Raw genomic sequence first — 15,256 nt, forward strand, 5'->3', positions numbered from 1 at the left:
ATTTTGATTATTTAGTAAGAGAAATCTCAAAATTTGGGCGCCCACCCTTTAAGTCATTTCAATCGCTACATAAATCGAAATGATTGCGCGCCTGCACAAAGGCGGATTTTTTGGTTTCAGCCAGCGCATGTGCCTCTTCATCGCGGCCCCACTGCTCTTCTTGCCATAGCTCGTCCAGCCGAGAGCAATTCCAAAGCTCTGTAACCGGTTTCAAATCTTCGACTGCTGCAAAGCCCAGAATCAGAGAGCCAGAAAGCGACACAAGATCGTGAAAAGCCGCCAATTCGAAATTTGAGAATGCGTGAACCTCTTGCCGAAGCCGCTCGAGCGCGCCAGCGTCCTGCGCTTGAAACATAACGCCGCGCACCGGCACCAGCCGCGCGTTGTAACGTTCTGCGGCCCAGTCAAGAAGCGGGTCCCAAGCCTCTGCTTGACGCGCAACCAGAGCCTCTGGGCTGACGGCGCGGTAGCAAAGCAAATCTGTACCGCCATAGTCCGCCAGCATATCTGCAACCTCCGCATGTTGCAGCGCAACCTTGTCCAATGCGGCATTGGCCCAGCGCATGACCGGCATGGACAGGGGGTCAATCTGGTCGCCCTGCGCATCCCACTCTGCAGCAATCGCTTCGGCAATCTTCGCATTTGGCACAATCACCGCTGTTTTGGCCGGCGTTTTCAGACTGCGCCCATCCAACAGCACGCCAAATCCCGCATCTTGCTCGGACACGCTGACATCTTTCCAAAAGCGTTTTTTGGTGTTCCAGCCGGACATAACTACCCCCAAAAGCCTTTCAAAACGGCAGGTAAATCTTGAAATTTGTCAATGATGACATCCGCTTGGGCCAATTGATCCCGGTCATGGTAGCCCCAGCTGACACCAACCGCATAAAGCCCCGCAGCCTTAGCCATTTCCATGTCATAGGCTGTATCGCCAATCATCACCGCGCGCTCTGCAGCGACGCCCGTGTCGCTGAGACACGCCTGCAACATCGATGGATGGGGTTTTGATGGGTGATGATCTGCCACATGTTCGGTGACAAAGGTCTTGGTCAAGCCGTGGCTCTCCAGAACCTTGTCGAGCCCCCGGCGGGATTTGCCGGTTGCCACGCCCAACAACAGGTCGGGCTGCGCCTGTAGTTCGGCCAATGTCTCTAGCGCCATCGGGAATAGCGGCATGGTATCGCCAACTGTGGACTCCGTCCGCAGCTGCACAAACGCATCCTTGTAGCCCTCGACCAGCGCGCCATGCACGTCTTTGTCAGCTTGCGGTGCAAGCCGTGGCATCATCACGTGCAGCGACAAGCCAACGAGGCCCAACACGGCTTCGCGCGTCGGCACGTCCAAACCAAGGTTAGAAAACGCCAGTGACATGGCGGCCATGATATGGGCCTGACTGTCGACGAGCGTTCCGTCAACGTCAAACACCGCCAGTTTCAGATCGCTCATTGCAACGCCTCAAATGGATCTTCCGCCGCCATATCTGGCGTCCAATCAAAGGTTTCGAACGTATGGGCCATATGATCTGGCAGCGGCGCATGGATCGTCAGGATTTGCCTCGTTGCCGGATGCTCAAAGCTGATGGTGCGCGCATGCAGGTGTAGCTTTTTAGAGATGATGCCGCCCAGTTGCGCGCCCCAGCCATCTCCAAGGTTTTCTTGCCCAGAACCGCCGTATTTGCCATCGCCGATGATCGGATGACCAATCTCCGCCATATGCGCACGCAGTTGGTGTGTGCGCCCGGTGATTGGTTCCATCGCCACCCAAGCCGCGCGGCTCGCGACGCGATAAAGCGTGGCGTATTGTGTGATCGCCCGCTTTGCCCCCGGCGTATTGGAGACATCGCGCGGATGCACCGCCAGCATTTTCTCGCCTTCGCCCTTGCGCCCATGCCCCGGTGCTTTGACCAAACCGTATTTGATTTCGCCCAAATAGGGGGTCGGCACGCCTGCGACCACGGCCCAATAGATTTTGCGGGTCGCGTGGTGGCGGAAGGCTGTGGTCAGGTCCGACGCCATCTTGCGGCTCCGCGCCAGCACCAGAACACCGGATGTGTCCTTGTCCAACCGGTGCACCAGACGCGGCTTTTCTTCATAGCCAAAGGTCAGCGCCTCGCTTAGCCCGTCCACATGACGGGTCTGTTTGCTACCACCCTGCGTGGGCAGGCCCGCAGGTTTGTTCAGAATGATGATGTGATCATCGCGGTAGATCACGCAGTTGCGGATCAGCTTTTCGTCGGCCGCAGAAATCTTGACCTCAGTGCGCGGACCAGCCTCAGGCGCTTTGTCCGGCAAGGGCGGCACGCGCACGCTTTGCCCCTCTTGCAGACGCGTCGCAGGTTTGACCCGCCCGCCATCCACACGCAATTCGCCTTTGCGGCACATTTTTTCGATGCGGATCTGATTGAGCTGCGGGAACTTCGCGCGCAGCCAACGGTCCAGCCGCATCTCGGCATCATCTGCAGTTATTTCAATTGTCTGTACGCCACTCATGCCCATACTCCTCGCGCCAACCAGACGCCAAGCGCCAGGGCCAATATCGACCCTATGACGGATATCAAAACATAGGCCAGCGCCGCCATGTTCTGCCCTTTTTCAATCAGCGTCACTGTTTCCAGCGAAAAGGCTGAGAAGGTCGTAAAACCGCCCAGCACCCCCGTCAGGATCAGCGGGTTCAGATGGTCAAACCCGCGCTTAGCCGCCATGACCACCAAGAGCCCCATCAGGAACGACCCAAGGATATTCACCGTGATGATCGCCAAAGGAAACCCACCGCCTGCCAAACGCAGGACTCCAAGCCCGGTGACATAGCGCAATACAGCACCCACCGCACCGCCAAAAGCGACGTATATCAGGTTGATCATCATCGGCTGTCTCTCACCCGCGCCACGTCAATTGTCAACCGCAGCCGCCGCTTCACCTTTGAACAAATACTCTTACAAATAGTCTGTGGTGACTGGCGAAACGCGCAAGAGGGGCGAAGCCCCTAGGTCTCGTCCTGCCGCTTCGCGCGCAGCTTGTTGAAATAGGCCACACGCTTTTGCAAATCGCGCTCAAATCCACGTTCAACTGGCGCGTATAACGCCGGGCGCTCCATGTCTTCGGGGAAATAGTTCTGCCCTGAAAACCCGTCTTCGGCATCATGGTCATAGGCGTAGCCTGCGCCATACCCTTGGTCTTTCATCAGACCGGTTGGCGCATTCAGAATATGTTTGGGCGGCATCTGCGACCCGGTTTTGCGTGCCATACGTCGGGCGTCTTTGTAGGCCGTGTAAATCGCATTGGATTTCGGGGCGAGCGCCAGATAGACCAAGGCCTGCGCGAGCGCCAACTCGCCTTCGGGCGATCCAAGCCGTTCATACGTCTCCCAACCCTGCAGACACACCGACTGCGCTTGCGGGTCCGCGAGCCCGATATCCTCCACCGCCATGCGCGTGATGCGACGCGCCAGAAACCGTGGGTCCTCGCCCCCTTCCAGCATCCGCGCAAACCAATACAGTGCCGCGTCTGGGTCCGACCCGCGCACGGATTTATGCAGCGCCGAAATCAGGTTGTAATGCTCTTCGCCCGATTTGTCGTATTTCGCTGCGCGTTTCATTAGGCGCTTGGAAAGTTGCTCGGAGTTAAGCGCTGCGTCGGTTTTCCAGGCCGCGATCTGCTCGATCAAATTCAGCAGCGCGCGACCATCCCCATCCGCCATCTCAAGCAAGGCCGCTCGCGCAGCCGTGTCCAAAGGCAACGACTTGGCCAGCTCCGTCTCTGCCCGTTGCGCCAGCTTTTCGAGTTCCGTCGTCGAGAGCCTCTCCAGCACCAAAACCTGCGCACGGCTAAGAACCGCAGCGTTCAGTTCGAAACTCGGGTTTTCGGTTGTGGCCCCGACCAAAAGGATCGTGCCGTCTTCCATATGGGGCAGAAAGCCGTCTTGCTGCGCCTTGTTGAAACGGTGAATTTCATCAACGAACAACAATGTGCCCTGCCCGTTCTGCCGCCGTATCTTGGCGGCTTCAAAAACCTTCTTTAGATCCGGCACACCCGTGAAAATCGCGCTGATCTGAACGAAATGAAGATCCGTTTCCTGTGCCAGCAACCGGGCAATTGTGGTTTTCCCCACGCCGGGCGGTCCCCAGAAGATCAAGGAACTAAGCGAGCCAGACGCCAGCATCACCCCCAAGGGCGCATCCGGCCCAAGCACTTGATCCTGACCGATCACCTCTGACAGTGTTTTGGGCCGCAAGCGATCCGCCAGCGGGCGCGGGGCGTTGTCGGGCACCGCTTTGGGTGTGTCATCTGCAAATAGGTCAGCCATGGCTACAGTCTAAAGCGCAATGTCACGCGACGCGACCCACGTTCGACCACTATGCTGACACGGCGCGGCGTTTCCCGCAGTGCAGTTTCCACATCTGCCGGTGTGTTGATCAGCCGGTCATTGATGGCCAATAGGATATCACCAGCCCGCAATCCCGCGCGTTGACCCAATGGACCCGCTGCCTCCACCACAATGCCTTCGGCATTAAGAGGCAGGCCCATCTCGGCAATCAAAGCAGGGTTCAGGTTTGACACCCGCACCCCCGGCAATATTGTCTGGCGCGAGGTTTCAACCGTATCCCGCGCGGGGACCTCGGGCGGCAGCATAAGGTCCACTGTGACAGTGCCCGGTTCTCCGCCAAAGATACCGCCGATTTCAGCTTCATCGCCGACGCCTGCAACGGACATGCGGAAAATCATCTCGGCGGCGTTGGTCACGGCTTGCCCGTCAACGGTCAGGATCACATCACCAGGGCGCACACCCGCCGTGCGAAACGGGCTGGCCTCATGCAGTGCCGAGATCAAGATGCCGCCGGGGCGATCCAACCCGAGGCCTTCGGCGATATCAACATCCACAGGCTGCCCCGTCGCCCCAGCCCAGGGTGTTTCAAACCGCGTATTACCCGCTTTGGCTTGCTTAACGAATTCCGCAACCAGATTGGCCGGGATGGCAAAGCCAATCCCATTGCTGCCACCCGACCGCGTCAGAATGCGGGTGTTGATCCCGATCAATCGCCCATTCACATCAATCAATGCGCCGCCAGAGTTGCCCGGATTGATGGGCGCGTCGGTCTGGATGAAATACCCCTGCCCGACCCCCGCCGCAGCCCCAGTGCGCGCCAGCCCCGACACAATCCCGCTGGACACCGTTTGCCCGACCCCGAAGGGGTTGCCGATGGCCAGCACCAATTCTCCGACTTCGACACTGTCGCTGTCCCGAAGGCTAAGGGACGGGAGTTCCTCTGGCGCAGTCATTTGCAACACCGCAAGGTCATTGCCTTCGTCCGCCAGCAATACCTCTGCCGAGAACTCACGCCCATCATTCAGTACAATGCGAATATCCGTGGCCATGCCAACAACATGGTAGTTGGACACAACAATCCCGTCAGAGGACAGGATGACGCCAGACCCAAGCGAATTCTGCACCTGCGGGCGCTGCGAGCCGAAATCACGAAACAGGTTCTGAAAGAAGGGATCACCCCGGAATGGGCTTTCCCGCACGGCAACCACACGTTTGGCATAAATGTTGACCACAGCCGGGGCTGCTTCTTTCACGAGCGGCGCAAATCCCAAAGAAACTTCCGCCTGACTGGTCGGCACGCGGGTCTCGGCCCCTGCTGCTGCTGCCAAACCCATGCTGATTGCTATAATCGCCGCTCGAAACATCTGGCCTCCGGTACTTTCCGCTCTGATCTTTGCGGGATATGCGAAGGACTGGCGCGTTTTGCAACCCGGCCAAGGGGCTTTGCCCCTCAGCGCGATGCGCTTTCACCCCAGAGTATTTTGGCAAAGGTGAAAAGGATCAGCGTTGCAACGGGTTCTTGATCTGCTCTGGCAGGGCAATCCGGTTGAACAGGGCGTTCGCCAGCGTTTGCAAACCGACGCCGGTGCGGATTTCGAACTCTTCGTATTTAAAATGACGTCCTGAAACGCCCTCTTTGGCAAACCCATCTTTCAGCGCCGCGCGCATGGGTTTTGGGCCACAAAAGGCCACGGTCAATTGGCTTGGGTTCTGCCCGGTCAGCGCAAGCAAGGCTGCGGCATCCAAGCGGCCTTGCGTTGTGGAGCTGTGAATATGCAGCGTCAGGTTCGGCTTGGTATGTGCGAGGGTCTTAAGTTCATCCAGATGCGCCGCCGCTGCCTCGGATTTCACGCAGTAGATCAAATGCACCGGGCTATCCTCTGCCCCAAGCGCCTGTGCCCAGGCGAGAAAGGGCGTGATGCCGACGCCTGCGCCGATCCAAAGCTGTTGTCGACCGTTGTCGCGGTATTCGAAATGCCCAAACGGCCCTTCGACAGCCACCTGCGTACCAACGGCAAGATTGCGATGCAGGCGCGTTGTGAAATCCCCCAGCCGCGCCACAGAAAACCGCAGATGGCCATCGTCCGAGGGCGCTTTGGAGACCGTAAAGGGGTGCGGCTCTGCGCCGTGAAAGCTTGCAAAGGCAAACTGCCCGGCGCGGTAGCGCATTGGGCGGCTTTCCGGTTTCAGAGTGATGGCCTGAACCTGTCCAGTGCTTTCGATGCTTTCCACCACATAGCGCCGCGAAGGGCGCAGGCGCGCGGGCAAAAGGCGATAGCTGAAACAGATGATCCCCAACACACAGAAGCCTGCCGTATAAAGGCCAATGGGGTCGCTATTGTCGAAGGGTTTCAGAATGAACAGAAAATGCGCCGCCCCGGCCACAAAGAAGAACCCCATCAACCGATGGGTCCAGCGCCAAAGGTGATAGGGAACGAAGGTCGCAACCGTGATCACAACAAGGATTAACAGGCCATAAAGGCTGAATTCGCCCAGCGTTTCGGCCAGTTCTTCCAATAGATTCTGCCCGCCAAGGTGGCGCATGTCGGCATCAATGGTGTCATGCAGCAGAATGAATGCCATGGCCGATATCCCCAGCCATTTATGAAACACATAGGCCTGATCCAGCCCGCCAAAGACCCATTCCACAATCCGCCAGCGCGTCGCGATCAACTGCACAATCGCCATCGCAATCAACGCCGCCATGCCCATGTATTGGCTGAACAGCGCCAGCGCGTCACCGCCGTGGTTCAGTGCTGGCAGCCACATGATTGGGGTCAAAATCGCGACCACGGTTGGAATAAGACCAATTGGATTTAGGCGCATGAACGTCCCTCAGAGCTGGCCCGTTATGGTCCGGGCAATTGGGGCATAGGTCTGAGGAGTGAGGGTATTCAAGTCAACAGCACATGAGCAAAAAACAGGAAACAAAGGCTATACTCTGTGGATTGTCCCGCCCATTGAGCAGGGCCTGCCCCCGTCGGTGCATTGACGACGGAACTCACCACAGCAGAGACGCGTTAATCCCGTAGAGTTGAATGTCAGATAAGAGGATCAAATGATGGCAGAACGACATCGTTCCAAAGACGGGAAACGCGAAACCGAGGACTACCTTGATGACGCCGCGACACCAAGACATCACGGCCGCGCACAGGGCAATCTCGAACGCAAAGTGGGAACCCGTGATATGCTGAAACGCGCAACACAAGATCGTCCGGGTGCGACCCGTGTACGCAAATCTGACGAAAAGACCGGAAAGGCAAGCTGATGGCACGTTTGAAGGAAGGCACTTGGGTTGTGGTAACAGACAGCGAAAAAGCGCTCTTTATTCGCAACCTCACGGATCATCAGGATCCAAATTTCGAGGTGCTGGGCGAAGAAGCGCAAGAGAACCCGTCAGATATCGAACAGTCCGCCAATCGTCCCGGGCGCATGCATGATGGGGGTCCGGGGCACCGCTCGGCGATGGATGACACAGATTGGCATGAGTTGGCCAAAGAGCGCTTTGCTAAGGATCTGTCAGACATACTTTATGAGAAAGCGCATAAAGGTGCCTTTGACCGACTGGTGATTGCGGCCTCTCCGCAAGTCTTAGGCGTGTTGCGCGCTGAGATGCACAAGGAAGTGACGGACAAGATCATTGCTGAAATACCGAAAACCTTGACCAATCATCCGATGGAAAAAATCGAAGAGATCATCAAAGCTGAACTTGTTGATCAATAAGAAAAACCCCGCCTACTTCTAGGCGGGGTTTCTAACTCAATCGCAAGAGAGAGCGCGGATTATTCCGCGTCTTCGACCTCTACGATACGTGCTTTGTCAGCTGCGCCTTTGGCGTCAACGTCACGCTCAACGAATTCGATGATCGCCATTGGCGCCATGTCGCCGTAACGGAAGCCCGCTTTCAGAACGCGGATGTAACCACCGCTACGTTCTGCAAACCGAGGGCCGAGCACTTCGAACAGTTTCGCTACATGCTTGTCTTGCTTCAGCTGTGCAGCAGCCTGACGGCGCGCGTGCAGATCGCCGCGCTTGCCCAGCGTGATCAGTTTTTCAACGATCGGGCGCAGTTCTTTTGCTTTTGGCAGAGTTGTTTTGATCTGTTCGTGTTCGATCAGAGAGCCTGCCATGTTGGCGAACATCGCTTTGCGGTGTTCGTGTGTACGGTTCAGGCGGCGGTAACCACGTGCGTGACGCATTTTCTATATCCTTCTTTGGTGCCCTTGGTCAGGCGATACTTTGTCTGGCTTCCGATGCGTGTCGGTTGCTCTCCTTGGGGCAGGATTGCCCTTGCTTTCCTCGCTAGTGCGAGCATGTGGCGGGCCATCTACATGCCCCGCCAGAATTTTTCAAGACGCTCTTAGAAGGCGTCTTCGAATTTCTTTGCCAGATCTTCGATATTGTCTGGTGGCCAGTCGTCCACGTCCATGCCGAGGTGCAGACCCATGCCGGACAGCACTTCTTTGATCTCGTTCAAAGATTTGCGGCCGAAGTTCGGGGTGCGCAGCATTTCTGCTTCGGTTTTCTGGATCAGATCGCCGATGTAAACGATGTTGTCGTTCTTCAGGCAATTCGCAGACCGTACGGACAGCTCCAGTTCGTCCACTTTCTTCAGCAGAAGTGGGTTGAACTCAAGACCATCGTCCTCGTCCTGACGACCAGCCGCTTCTGGCTCGTCGAAGTTCACGAAGATAGACAGCTGGTCCTGCAGAATGCGCGCTGCGTATGCAACCGCGTCTTCTGGTGTGATAGAGCCATCTGTTTCGATCTTCATGGTCAGCTTGTCATAGTCCAGAACCTGACCTTCACGGGTTGGCTGAACGTCGTAGGACACGCGCTTGACCGGAGAGTAGATTGCATCGATTGGCATCAGGCCAATAGGTGCATCTTCTGGCTTGTTTTTGTCCGCAGACACATAGCCTTTGCCGGTGTTGACGGTCAGTTCAACGAAGAGGTCCGCGCCGTCATCCAAGTGACAGATCACGTGATCTTTGTTCAGAACTTCAATGCCTGCAGAGTCAGAGATATCAGCCGCAGTCACAGCACCCGGACCCTTTGCATTGATCGAAAGACGCTTTGGTCCTTCGACTTCCATGCGCAGCGCAACCTGCTTGAGGTTCAGGATGATGTCGGTGACGTCTTCACGCACACCCGCCACAGAAGAGAACTCATGCAGAACGTTGTCGATTTGCACAGACGTGATGGCCGCACCTTGCAGCGAGCTCATCAGAACGCGACGCAGCGCGTTGCCCAATGTCAGACCAAAGCCGCGTTCCAGCGGTTCGGCGACGACAGTCGCTTGGCGTGCAGGGTCATTGCCCGGCTTAATTTCAAGCTGGGTTGGCTTGATCAATTCTGCCCAGTTTTTGTGGATCATGCGTCCCTCCATTCTTGTCAAACCCCCATGATCAATCAGGGTTCGACTCCCGAGGTTTCAAAATGACGAACTGGGGCCGTGACGAAATACGCGGCCCCAGGTACCAATACTTAGATTAAACGCGGCGGCGCTTTGGTGGGCGGCAGCCGTTGTGTGCGATTGGGGTCACGTCACGGATAGATGTGATATTGAACCCAATGGCAGCCAATGCGCGCAGTGCGGATTCACGACCGGACCCTGGACCTTGAACTTCAACTTCCAGAGTTTTTACGCCGTGATCCTGTGCTTTTTTGCCAGCATCTTCCGCAGCCATCTGAGCCGCATATGGGGTAGACTTACGGGAGCCTTTGAAACCCATGGTGCCAGCAGAGGACCAAGAAATTGCGTTACCCTGAACGTCAGAGATCAGGATTTTTGTGTTGTTGAACGAAGAGTTCACGTGAGCAACACCAGCGGCGATGTTCTTACGTTCTTTGCGCTTAGGCGCTCTCTTATCGCGTGCCATCTAATCAGCCCCCCTTATTTCTTCTTACCAGCAATGGCCTTTGCAGGACCTTTGCGAGTACGAGCGTTGGTGTGGGTACGCTGACCGCGAACCGGTAGGTTACGACGGTGACGCAGACCGCGGTAGCAGCCCAGGTCCATCAGACGTTTGATGTTCATCTGAACTTCACGGCGCAGGTCACCTTCAACGGTGAAGTTTGCGTCGATGTGTTCACGAACGGCCAGAACTTCTGCGTCGGACAGTTCGTTTACGCGGCGAGTGGCGTCGATACCAACTGCTTCGCAGATTGCTTTTGCAGAGGTGTGGCCAATGCCAGTGATATAAGTCAGGGCGATCGGGACCCGTTTGTGGGTCGGGATATTAACGCCGGCGATACGTGCCAAGTGTCTTAGTCCTTCATTGTTGCGGTTCCGTAGCTCCAGAACCTTTTTTCACAACATAAGCCCGAGGCGTTTAGGGCCATCGGGCTATAGCTGATCAGGTGATCTGTTTCGCGGGCGCGACCCGAAAAACAAGAATTTGATTCTCTTAAAGAGATAGGGGTGCATACGGGGGAATTGGGGGTGGGTCAAGTGGCTGAACCCTGCCAATCATAATTCAGTAGTTTGCACCGAATTCAATAAACGTTTGATCACCGCTGGCCAGTAAATCAGGTAGGCGAGCCCAAGCGTAACGATTGAAAGTAAGAGCCAAACAAGCGCATGACCCAAAATATCGACAAACGCTACCTCAACATTCAGTTTGGCTATCTTACTACCAGCTCCATCGACAACATAAGTCCGATTAATTGGTGCCTTTAAAAAATAGTATGGCAGAACAAAAAGAGCCAAGCCAAAGGTCACCACTGACAGAATGATCCAAATTACGAGTTGTCCGATTGCCTCGCCAACACTGAATTCGCACTTAAGATTTTTGCCAAGCATTTCCGCATCCAATTTCTACTTAAAATTGAACTCTCAATACTGAGTTATGCCTTGTTGGGCAAGAGAGCTAATTCTGCTGCGTGCAGTTAGTCCGCCAAGCAATAATCAAGGACTTTGCCCCTACCCCTTCTCCGCCATAATCTCCCCGGCGCGCTGCGCCATTTCGGCCTCCCACTCTGCACGACGATCTTGGATCGAGGCCAAATAAGCCTCGTTCTCTGTCGCGGGAATGGACGGATCGTAATGTTCGGCCACGGCCAACATCCCCTTGCGGTCCACCTCGGCAAAGACATCGGCGATCCGCTGCGCCTGATCGCGGGAATAGCCCAGCCCTTCGAAGGCCGACCGGCCCATGCGCAAAGAACTGTCGTAGGTCTCGCGGATAATGTCGCGGCATCCCAGTGCCCAAAGGTCATAGACATGGTTCCGGTCCATTGCGCGGGCAACAACGTGCACGTCTGGATAGTGGCTTTTCAGATAGTGAACGAGTTCTGAAATCTGATCTTTTTCATCAATCGCCACCACAACGAGTTTCGCGTGTTCAATCCCTGCGGCGTGCAAGAGGTCAGGTCGCGTCGCGTCACCGTAATAGGCCTGCACCCCAAACAGTTTCAGCATCTCTAGCTGGCGCGCACTATAGTCGATCACCGTCGGGTTCAGCCCGGCCCCACGGAGCATCCGCGCAACAATCCCGCCCACACGGCCATGGCCTGCAATGATGATATCGTTCTCCTCGGCGATCTCATCCATCTCGCGTTCTTCGGCTTCCGAGAACCGGGGGGCCACGACACGGTCGTACAGAATAAACAGCGCGGGCGTTAGCAGCATCGAGAGCGCCACGACCAGCAACAAGCGATCTGCAAGGTCAGCGGGGATCACCGCATTGCTGACTGTGAACGAGAGCAGCACAAACCCAAATTCCCCCGCCTGCGCCAAGCCCAGCGCGAAAAGCCAACGGTCCGCGCCCTCGATCTTGAAAATCACCGCCAGCACCAACAGCACCGCCGCCTTCAGCACCATCAAGCCAAGCGTCAGCACAACGATCAGCGCCAGATTGTCAAACAGCAGACCAAAGTTGATGCCCGCGCCCACCGTCATAAAGAACAAGCCCAGCAGCAGCCCTTTGAACGGGTCAATATCGCTTTCCAACTCGTGGCGGTATTCACTGTTCGCCAGCACAACACCCGCAAGGAAGGTGCCAAGCGCCGGAGAGAGACCGACCAGCGACATCAATAAGGCAATGCCGATGACCATCATCAAAGCGGTCGCCACAAAGAGTTCCCGAAGATTCGCCCCGGCGATAAACCTGAATATTGGGCTGGTCAGGAACATCCCGCCGCCAACCACAGCCGCGATTGAGCCAAGCGTCACAAGTGCAACGCCCCACCCCGGCAGCCCGTCAACCAGGCTGAGCGACGCGCCATGATGCGCATCATCCCCGTGGGATGCATGCGACATCGCCTCGACCAGGTCCGGCAACGCCAGCAAAGGCACCAGCGCCAGCATCGGGATCACCGCGATATCTTGAAACAGCAAGACCGAGAAGCTCGACTGCCCGCCGTCGCTTTTCATCAGGCCTTTCTCGCCCAGCGTCTGCAAAACAATCGCTGTCGAGGAGAGCGCAAAGACCAGCCCAATCGCCAAGGCAACGGTCCAAGGCTGACCAAACAGCATCGCAACCGCCATCACCAAAGCCGCGGTGATCCCCACCTGCCCACCGCCCAGGCCCAGCAATTTCGCCCGCATGGACCACAGCAGCTTAGGCTCCAATTCCAGCCCTACCAGAAACAGCATCATCACAACGCCGAATTCCGCAAAATGCTGGATCGACACCACATCCACATGCAGCCATGCAAGGATCGGGCTAATGACAATACCCGCGATCAGATAGCCCAGCACCGACCCCAGCCCGAGCCGCGAGGCAATTGGCACAGACACAACGCCAGCCACCAGAAATACAAAAGCTAGCAAAAGAAAATCGGTCATCGTCCGCGCGTCCTCACAAAATGTCTCTGCCCCAAGCATTCACAGCGACATGCCCAAAGTAAAGAAAATGCTGCGCCCACGTCCCGACAAAGACCCAGACAAAGAAAAACGCCCCACCGGTGACCGATGGAGCGTCCTGAAACTTCGATGTGGCGTGACTTAGTCGAGCGCAGCCGCGATCTCGGCCTGAACGTCTTTGATCGGCGCAAGGCCATCAACCCAGATCAGGTTGCCCTTGGCGTGGTAATAGCCGATCAGCGCGTTGGTCTTTTTGTAGTATTCCATCAAGCGCACTTTCAGGCTCTCGGCATTGTCGTCCGCACGGGCGACGCCACCTGCAGCCACAGCCTCTGCCGCACGACCGACGATGCGATCGACCAGAACCTCATCGTTCACGGCCAGTGCGATCACAGCGTCCAGCTTTTCGCCGGTCTCTTTCAGAAGCTCTTCCAGAGCGTCTGCTTGAGTCAAAGTGCGTGGGAAGCCGTCAAAGATGAAACCACCTTTTTTGTCGCCTTCCAGCTTTTCGCGGATCAGGCCGATGACGATCTCATCTGTGACCAACTCGCCTGCGTCCATAATGGCCGCAACCTTTTTGCCCATCTCAGAGCCACTGGTCTTTGCTTCACGCAGCATATCGCCAGTGGACAGTTGGATCATGTCACGGGTTTCAACCAGATGGGCCGCTTGTGTGCCCTTACCTGCGCCCGGAGGGCCTAGGATAATAATATTCATCGACGAGCAGCTCCCTTTCTCCCGCGCTTCTTGGAACCCTTTCCACGCAGCTGCGATTTTTCAATCAGGCCTTCATACTGGTGTGCCAGCAGATGGCTCTGAACCTGCTGAATGGTATCCATTGTCACAGACACAACAATCAGCACCGAAGTCCCGCCAAAATAGAAAGGAATTGCCAGTTGGCCACGGAGAATCTCTGGTAGGAGACAAACTGCCGCAAGGTAACCTGACCCCAGGACCAGAATACGCGTCACAACGTACTCAAGATACTCCGCCGTTTTCTTACCGGGGCGAATACCTGGCACAAAACCGTTTTGGTTTTTCAGGTTGTCCGCTACTTCGTCGACCTTGAACGACACGTTGAAGGTGTAGAAGAAGGCGAAGAAGACGATCATCGCTGTAAAGAACAACAGATACAGCGGCTGACCCGGACCGAAATAGGCCAGAATGGTCGACATGATCGGGCTGGTCTGGTTGCCAGAGAAGGTCGAAATCGTTGTCGGCAGCAGCAGCAGAGAACTTGCAAAGATCGCCGGGATCACGCCTGCTGGGTTTACTTTGACCGGCAAGTGGCTGGAGCCACCGTCATAGACTTTCATGCCCACCTGACGGCGCGGGTATTGAATGTGGATCTTGCGCAGCGCGCGCTCCATGAAGACCACGAAGGCGATGGTCGCAACAACCATGACAATCACGCCCACAATCACCGCCGGGCTGATCGCGCCAGAGCGGCCAGAGGCAAAGAATTGTGCCAGTGCCGCAGGCACTTCGGCGATGATGCCGACGAAGATGATCAATGAGATACCGTTACCGATGCCACGTGCGGTGATCTGCTCACCCAGCCACATCAGGAACATGGTGCCACCCACCAGCGTGACCATGCAGGATACGATAAAGAACAGCCCCGGTTGGGTCACAAGGTCGCCAGACTGCAAAGACACGGCCAAGCCATAGGACTGCAGCGTCGCCAACAATACCGTGCCATAGCGGGTGTATTGGTTGATCTTCTTGCGGCCCTGCTCGCCTTCTTTCTTCAACTGCTCCAAAGCTGGAACCATTGATGTCAGAAGCTGCACGATGATCGAGGCGGAGATGTAAGGCATAATGCCAAGGGCAAAGATGCCCATCCGGCCCAATGCACCCCCTGTAAACATGGTCAGGATGCCGCCAATACCCTGCGCCGCGCCTTCCATAAATTCACGCAGCGCATTCGCATCAATGCCCGGCACCGGAATATAGGTGCCCAAGCGATAAACGATCAAAAGCGCGATGGTGAACAGAATGCGGTTGCGAAGATCGGTCGCTTTACCAAGCGCGGCCCAGCTTGTGTTGGCCGCCATTTGTTCTGCTGCAGATACCATTCGGATCTCTCTTCAAATGACAACGCCGCCAAGAGCGTTTTCCAGC

Annotated in this window: 17 protein-coding genes; 2 read left to right on the plus strand and 15 right to left on the minus strand. The window is 56.3% G+C overall.

Translation table 11 applies throughout. From position 1 onward, the window contains the following. Nucleotides 1–58: 58 nt before the first annotated feature. From BUA39_RS05435 to BUA39_RS05465, 7 genes are all read right to left on the minus strand, one after another. Nucleotides 59–772: an ATP12 family chaperone protein gene (locus BUA39_RS05435; protein WP_072791798.1), complete on the minus strand. Its 714-nt coding sequence runs from the start codon at nucleotides 770–772 to the stop codon at nucleotides 59–61. A 2-nt stretch (nucleotides 773–774) separates the two neighbouring features. After that, nucleotides 775–1,446: an HAD-IA family hydrolase gene (locus BUA39_RS05440; RefSeq protein WP_072791799.1), complete on the minus strand. Its 672-nt coding sequence runs from the start codon at nucleotides 1,444–1,446 to the stop codon at nucleotides 775–777. Beyond that, nucleotides 1,443–2,489 carry an RluA family pseudouridine synthase gene (locus BUA39_RS05445; protein WP_072792661.1) on the minus strand — a complete coding sequence of 349 codons (1,047 nt, stop codon included), beginning with the start codon at nucleotides 2,487–2,489 and terminating at the stop codon, nucleotides 1,443–1,445. The genes BUA39_RS05440 and BUA39_RS05445 overlap by 4 nt, the downstream gene beginning before the upstream one ends. Then, nucleotides 2,486–2,863 (minus strand): fluoride efflux transporter CrcB, encoded by a 378-nt coding sequence (gene crcB, locus BUA39_RS05450; protein WP_072791800.1) that lies wholly within the window; start codon nucleotides 2,861–2,863, stop codon nucleotides 2,486–2,488. The genes BUA39_RS05445 and crcB overlap by 4 nt, the downstream gene beginning before the upstream one ends. Before the next feature lie 119 nt (nucleotides 2,864–2,982). Continuing rightward, a complete protein-coding gene (locus BUA39_RS05455) occupies nucleotides 2,983–4,302 on the minus strand; it encodes a replication-associated recombination protein A (protein WP_072791802.1) in 1,320 nt (439 codons plus the stop codon). 2 nt (nucleotides 4,303–4,304) lie between these two features. Further along, entirely contained in the window at nucleotides 4,305–5,687 is a 1,383-nt protein-coding gene (locus BUA39_RS05460; RefSeq protein ID WP_072791804.1) for a trypsin-like peptidase domain-containing protein, read from the minus strand. A gap of 136 nt (nucleotides 5,688–5,823) precedes the next feature. Continuing rightward, the gene (locus tag BUA39_RS05465) at nucleotides 5,824–7,149 is read right to left on the minus strand and encodes a ferredoxin reductase family protein (RefSeq protein ID WP_072791805.1); all 1,326 of its coding nucleotides are present in this window, start codon (nucleotides 7,147–7,149) and stop codon (nucleotides 5,824–5,826) included. Between the two features lie 235 nt (nucleotides 7,150–7,384). Here BUA39_RS05465 and BUA39_RS05470 point away from each other — a divergent pair, with 235 nt between their 5' ends. Together BUA39_RS05470 and BUA39_RS05475 are read left to right on the plus strand one after the other, a co-directional pair. Next, a complete protein-coding gene (locus BUA39_RS05470) occupies nucleotides 7,385–7,591 on the plus strand; it encodes a hypothetical protein (protein WP_072792663.1) in 207 nt (68 codons plus the stop codon). Next, entirely contained in the window at nucleotides 7,591–8,046 is a 456-nt protein-coding gene (locus tag BUA39_RS05475; protein WP_072791807.1) for a host attachment family protein, read from the plus strand. Before BUA39_RS05470 ends, BUA39_RS05475 begins: the two co-directional genes overlap by 1 nt. A gap of 59 nt (nucleotides 8,047–8,105) precedes the next feature. On the opposite strand, the gene rplQ is transcribed toward BUA39_RS05475, so the two are convergent. From rplQ to secY, 8 genes are all read right to left on the minus strand, one after another. After that, nucleotides 8,106–8,522 (minus strand): 50S ribosomal protein L17, encoded by a 417-nt coding sequence (rplQ, locus tag BUA39_RS05480; protein WP_072791808.1) that lies wholly within the window; start codon nucleotides 8,520–8,522, stop codon nucleotides 8,106–8,108. A gap of 161 nt (nucleotides 8,523–8,683) precedes the next feature. Then, nucleotides 8,684–9,700, minus strand: coding sequence for a DNA-directed RNA polymerase subunit alpha (locus tag BUA39_RS05485; RefSeq protein WP_072791809.1), 1,017 nt, complete (start codon nucleotides 9,698–9,700; stop codon nucleotides 8,684–8,686). A 115-nt stretch (nucleotides 9,701–9,815) separates the two neighbouring features. Next, nucleotides 9,816–10,205: a 30S ribosomal protein S11 gene (rpsK, locus tag BUA39_RS05490; protein ID WP_058313867.1), complete on the minus strand. Its 390-nt coding sequence runs from the start codon at nucleotides 10,203–10,205 to the stop codon at nucleotides 9,816–9,818. Between the two features lie 14 nt (nucleotides 10,206–10,219). After that, the gene (gene rpsM / locus BUA39_RS05495) at nucleotides 10,220–10,588 is read right to left on the minus strand and encodes a 30S ribosomal protein S13 (RefSeq protein ID WP_072791811.1); all 369 of its coding nucleotides are present in this window, start codon (nucleotides 10,586–10,588) and stop codon (nucleotides 10,220–10,222) included. 207 nt (nucleotides 10,589–10,795) lie between these two features. Then, entirely contained in the window at nucleotides 10,796–11,128 is a 333-nt protein-coding gene (locus BUA39_RS05500) for a DUF6693 family protein (protein WP_072791812.1), read from the minus strand. Between the two features lie 120 nt (nucleotides 11,129–11,248). After that, nucleotides 11,249–13,114: a cation:proton antiporter domain-containing protein gene (locus BUA39_RS05505; RefSeq protein ID WP_072792664.1), complete on the minus strand. Its 1,866-nt coding sequence runs from the start codon at nucleotides 13,112–13,114 to the stop codon at nucleotides 11,249–11,251. 159 nt (nucleotides 13,115–13,273) lie between these two features. Continuing rightward, a complete protein-coding gene (locus BUA39_RS05510) occupies nucleotides 13,274–13,849 on the minus strand; it encodes an adenylate kinase (protein ID WP_072791814.1) in 576 nt (191 codons plus the stop codon). Continuing rightward, a complete protein-coding gene (gene secY, locus BUA39_RS05515; protein ID WP_072791815.1) occupies nucleotides 13,846–15,210 on the minus strand; it encodes a preprotein translocase subunit SecY in 1,365 nt (454 codons plus the stop codon). The genes BUA39_RS05510 and secY overlap by 4 nt, the downstream gene beginning before the upstream one ends. Nucleotides 15,211–15,256 lie beyond the last annotated feature (46 nt).

It is taken from the genome of Cognatishimia maritima, from assembly GCF_900129685.1.
Lineage (GTDB): Bacteria > Pseudomonadota > Alphaproteobacteria > Rhodobacterales > Rhodobacteraceae > Cognatishimia > Cognatishimia maritima.

Bases quoted from the DNA above. Each gene is read 5' to 3' on its own strand.
- BUA39_RS05460 (WP_072791804.1), bottom strand. From the start codon at position 5,687: ATGTTTCGAGCGGCGATTATAGCAATCAGCATGGGTTTGGCAGCAGCA.
- secY (WP_072791815.1), bottom strand. From the start codon at position 15,210: ATGGTATCTGCAGCAGAACAAATGGCGGCCAACACAAGCTGGGCCGCG.
- BUA39_RS05470 (WP_072792663.1), top strand. From the start codon at position 7,385: ATGGCAGAACGACATCGTTCCAAAGACGGGAAACGCGAAACCGAGGAC.
- BUA39_RS05440 (WP_072791799.1), bottom strand. From the start codon at position 1,446: ATGAGCGATCTGAAACTGGCGGTGTTTGACGTTGACGGAACGCTCGTC.
- BUA39_RS05510 (WP_072791814.1), bottom strand. From the start codon at position 13,849: ATGAATATTATTATCCTAGGCCCTCCGGGCGCAGGTAAGGGCACACAA.
- BUA39_RS05485 (WP_072791809.1), bottom strand. From the start codon at position 9,700: ATGATCCACAAAAACTGGGCAGAATTGATCAAGCCAACCCAGCTTGAA.
- BUA39_RS05465 (WP_072791805.1), bottom strand. From the start codon at position 7,149: ATGCGCCTAAATCCAATTGGTCTTATTCCAACCGTGGTCGCGATTTTG.
- rplQ (WP_072791808.1), bottom strand. From the start codon at position 8,522: ATGCGTCACGCACGTGGTTACCGCCGCCTGAACCGTACACACGAACAC.
- BUA39_RS05455 (WP_072791802.1), bottom strand. From the start codon at position 4,302: ATGGCTGACCTATTTGCAGATGACACACCCAAAGCGGTGCCCGACAAC.
- crcB (WP_072791800.1), bottom strand. From the start codon at position 2,863: ATGATGATCAACCTGATATACGTCGCTTTTGGCGGTGCGGTGGGTGCT.
- rpsK (WP_058313867.1), bottom strand. From the start codon at position 10,205: ATGGCACGCGATAAGAGAGCGCCTAAGCGCAAAGAACGTAAGAACATC.
- BUA39_RS05505 (WP_072792664.1), bottom strand. From the start codon at position 13,114: ATGACCGATTTTCTTTTGCTAGCTTTTGTATTTCTGGTGGCTGGCGTT.
- BUA39_RS05435 (WP_072791798.1), bottom strand. From the start codon at position 772: ATGTCCGGCTGGAACACCAAAAAACGCTTTTGGAAAGATGTCAGCGTG.
- BUA39_RS05445 (WP_072792661.1), bottom strand. From the start codon at position 2,489: ATGAGTGGCGTACAGACAATTGAAATAACTGCAGATGATGCCGAGATG.
- BUA39_RS05500 (WP_072791812.1), bottom strand. From the start codon at position 11,128: ATGCTTGGCAAAAATCTTAAGTGCGAATTCAGTGTTGGCGAGGCAATC.
- BUA39_RS05475 (WP_072791807.1), top strand. From the start codon at position 7,591: ATGGCACGTTTGAAGGAAGGCACTTGGGTTGTGGTAACAGACAGCGAA.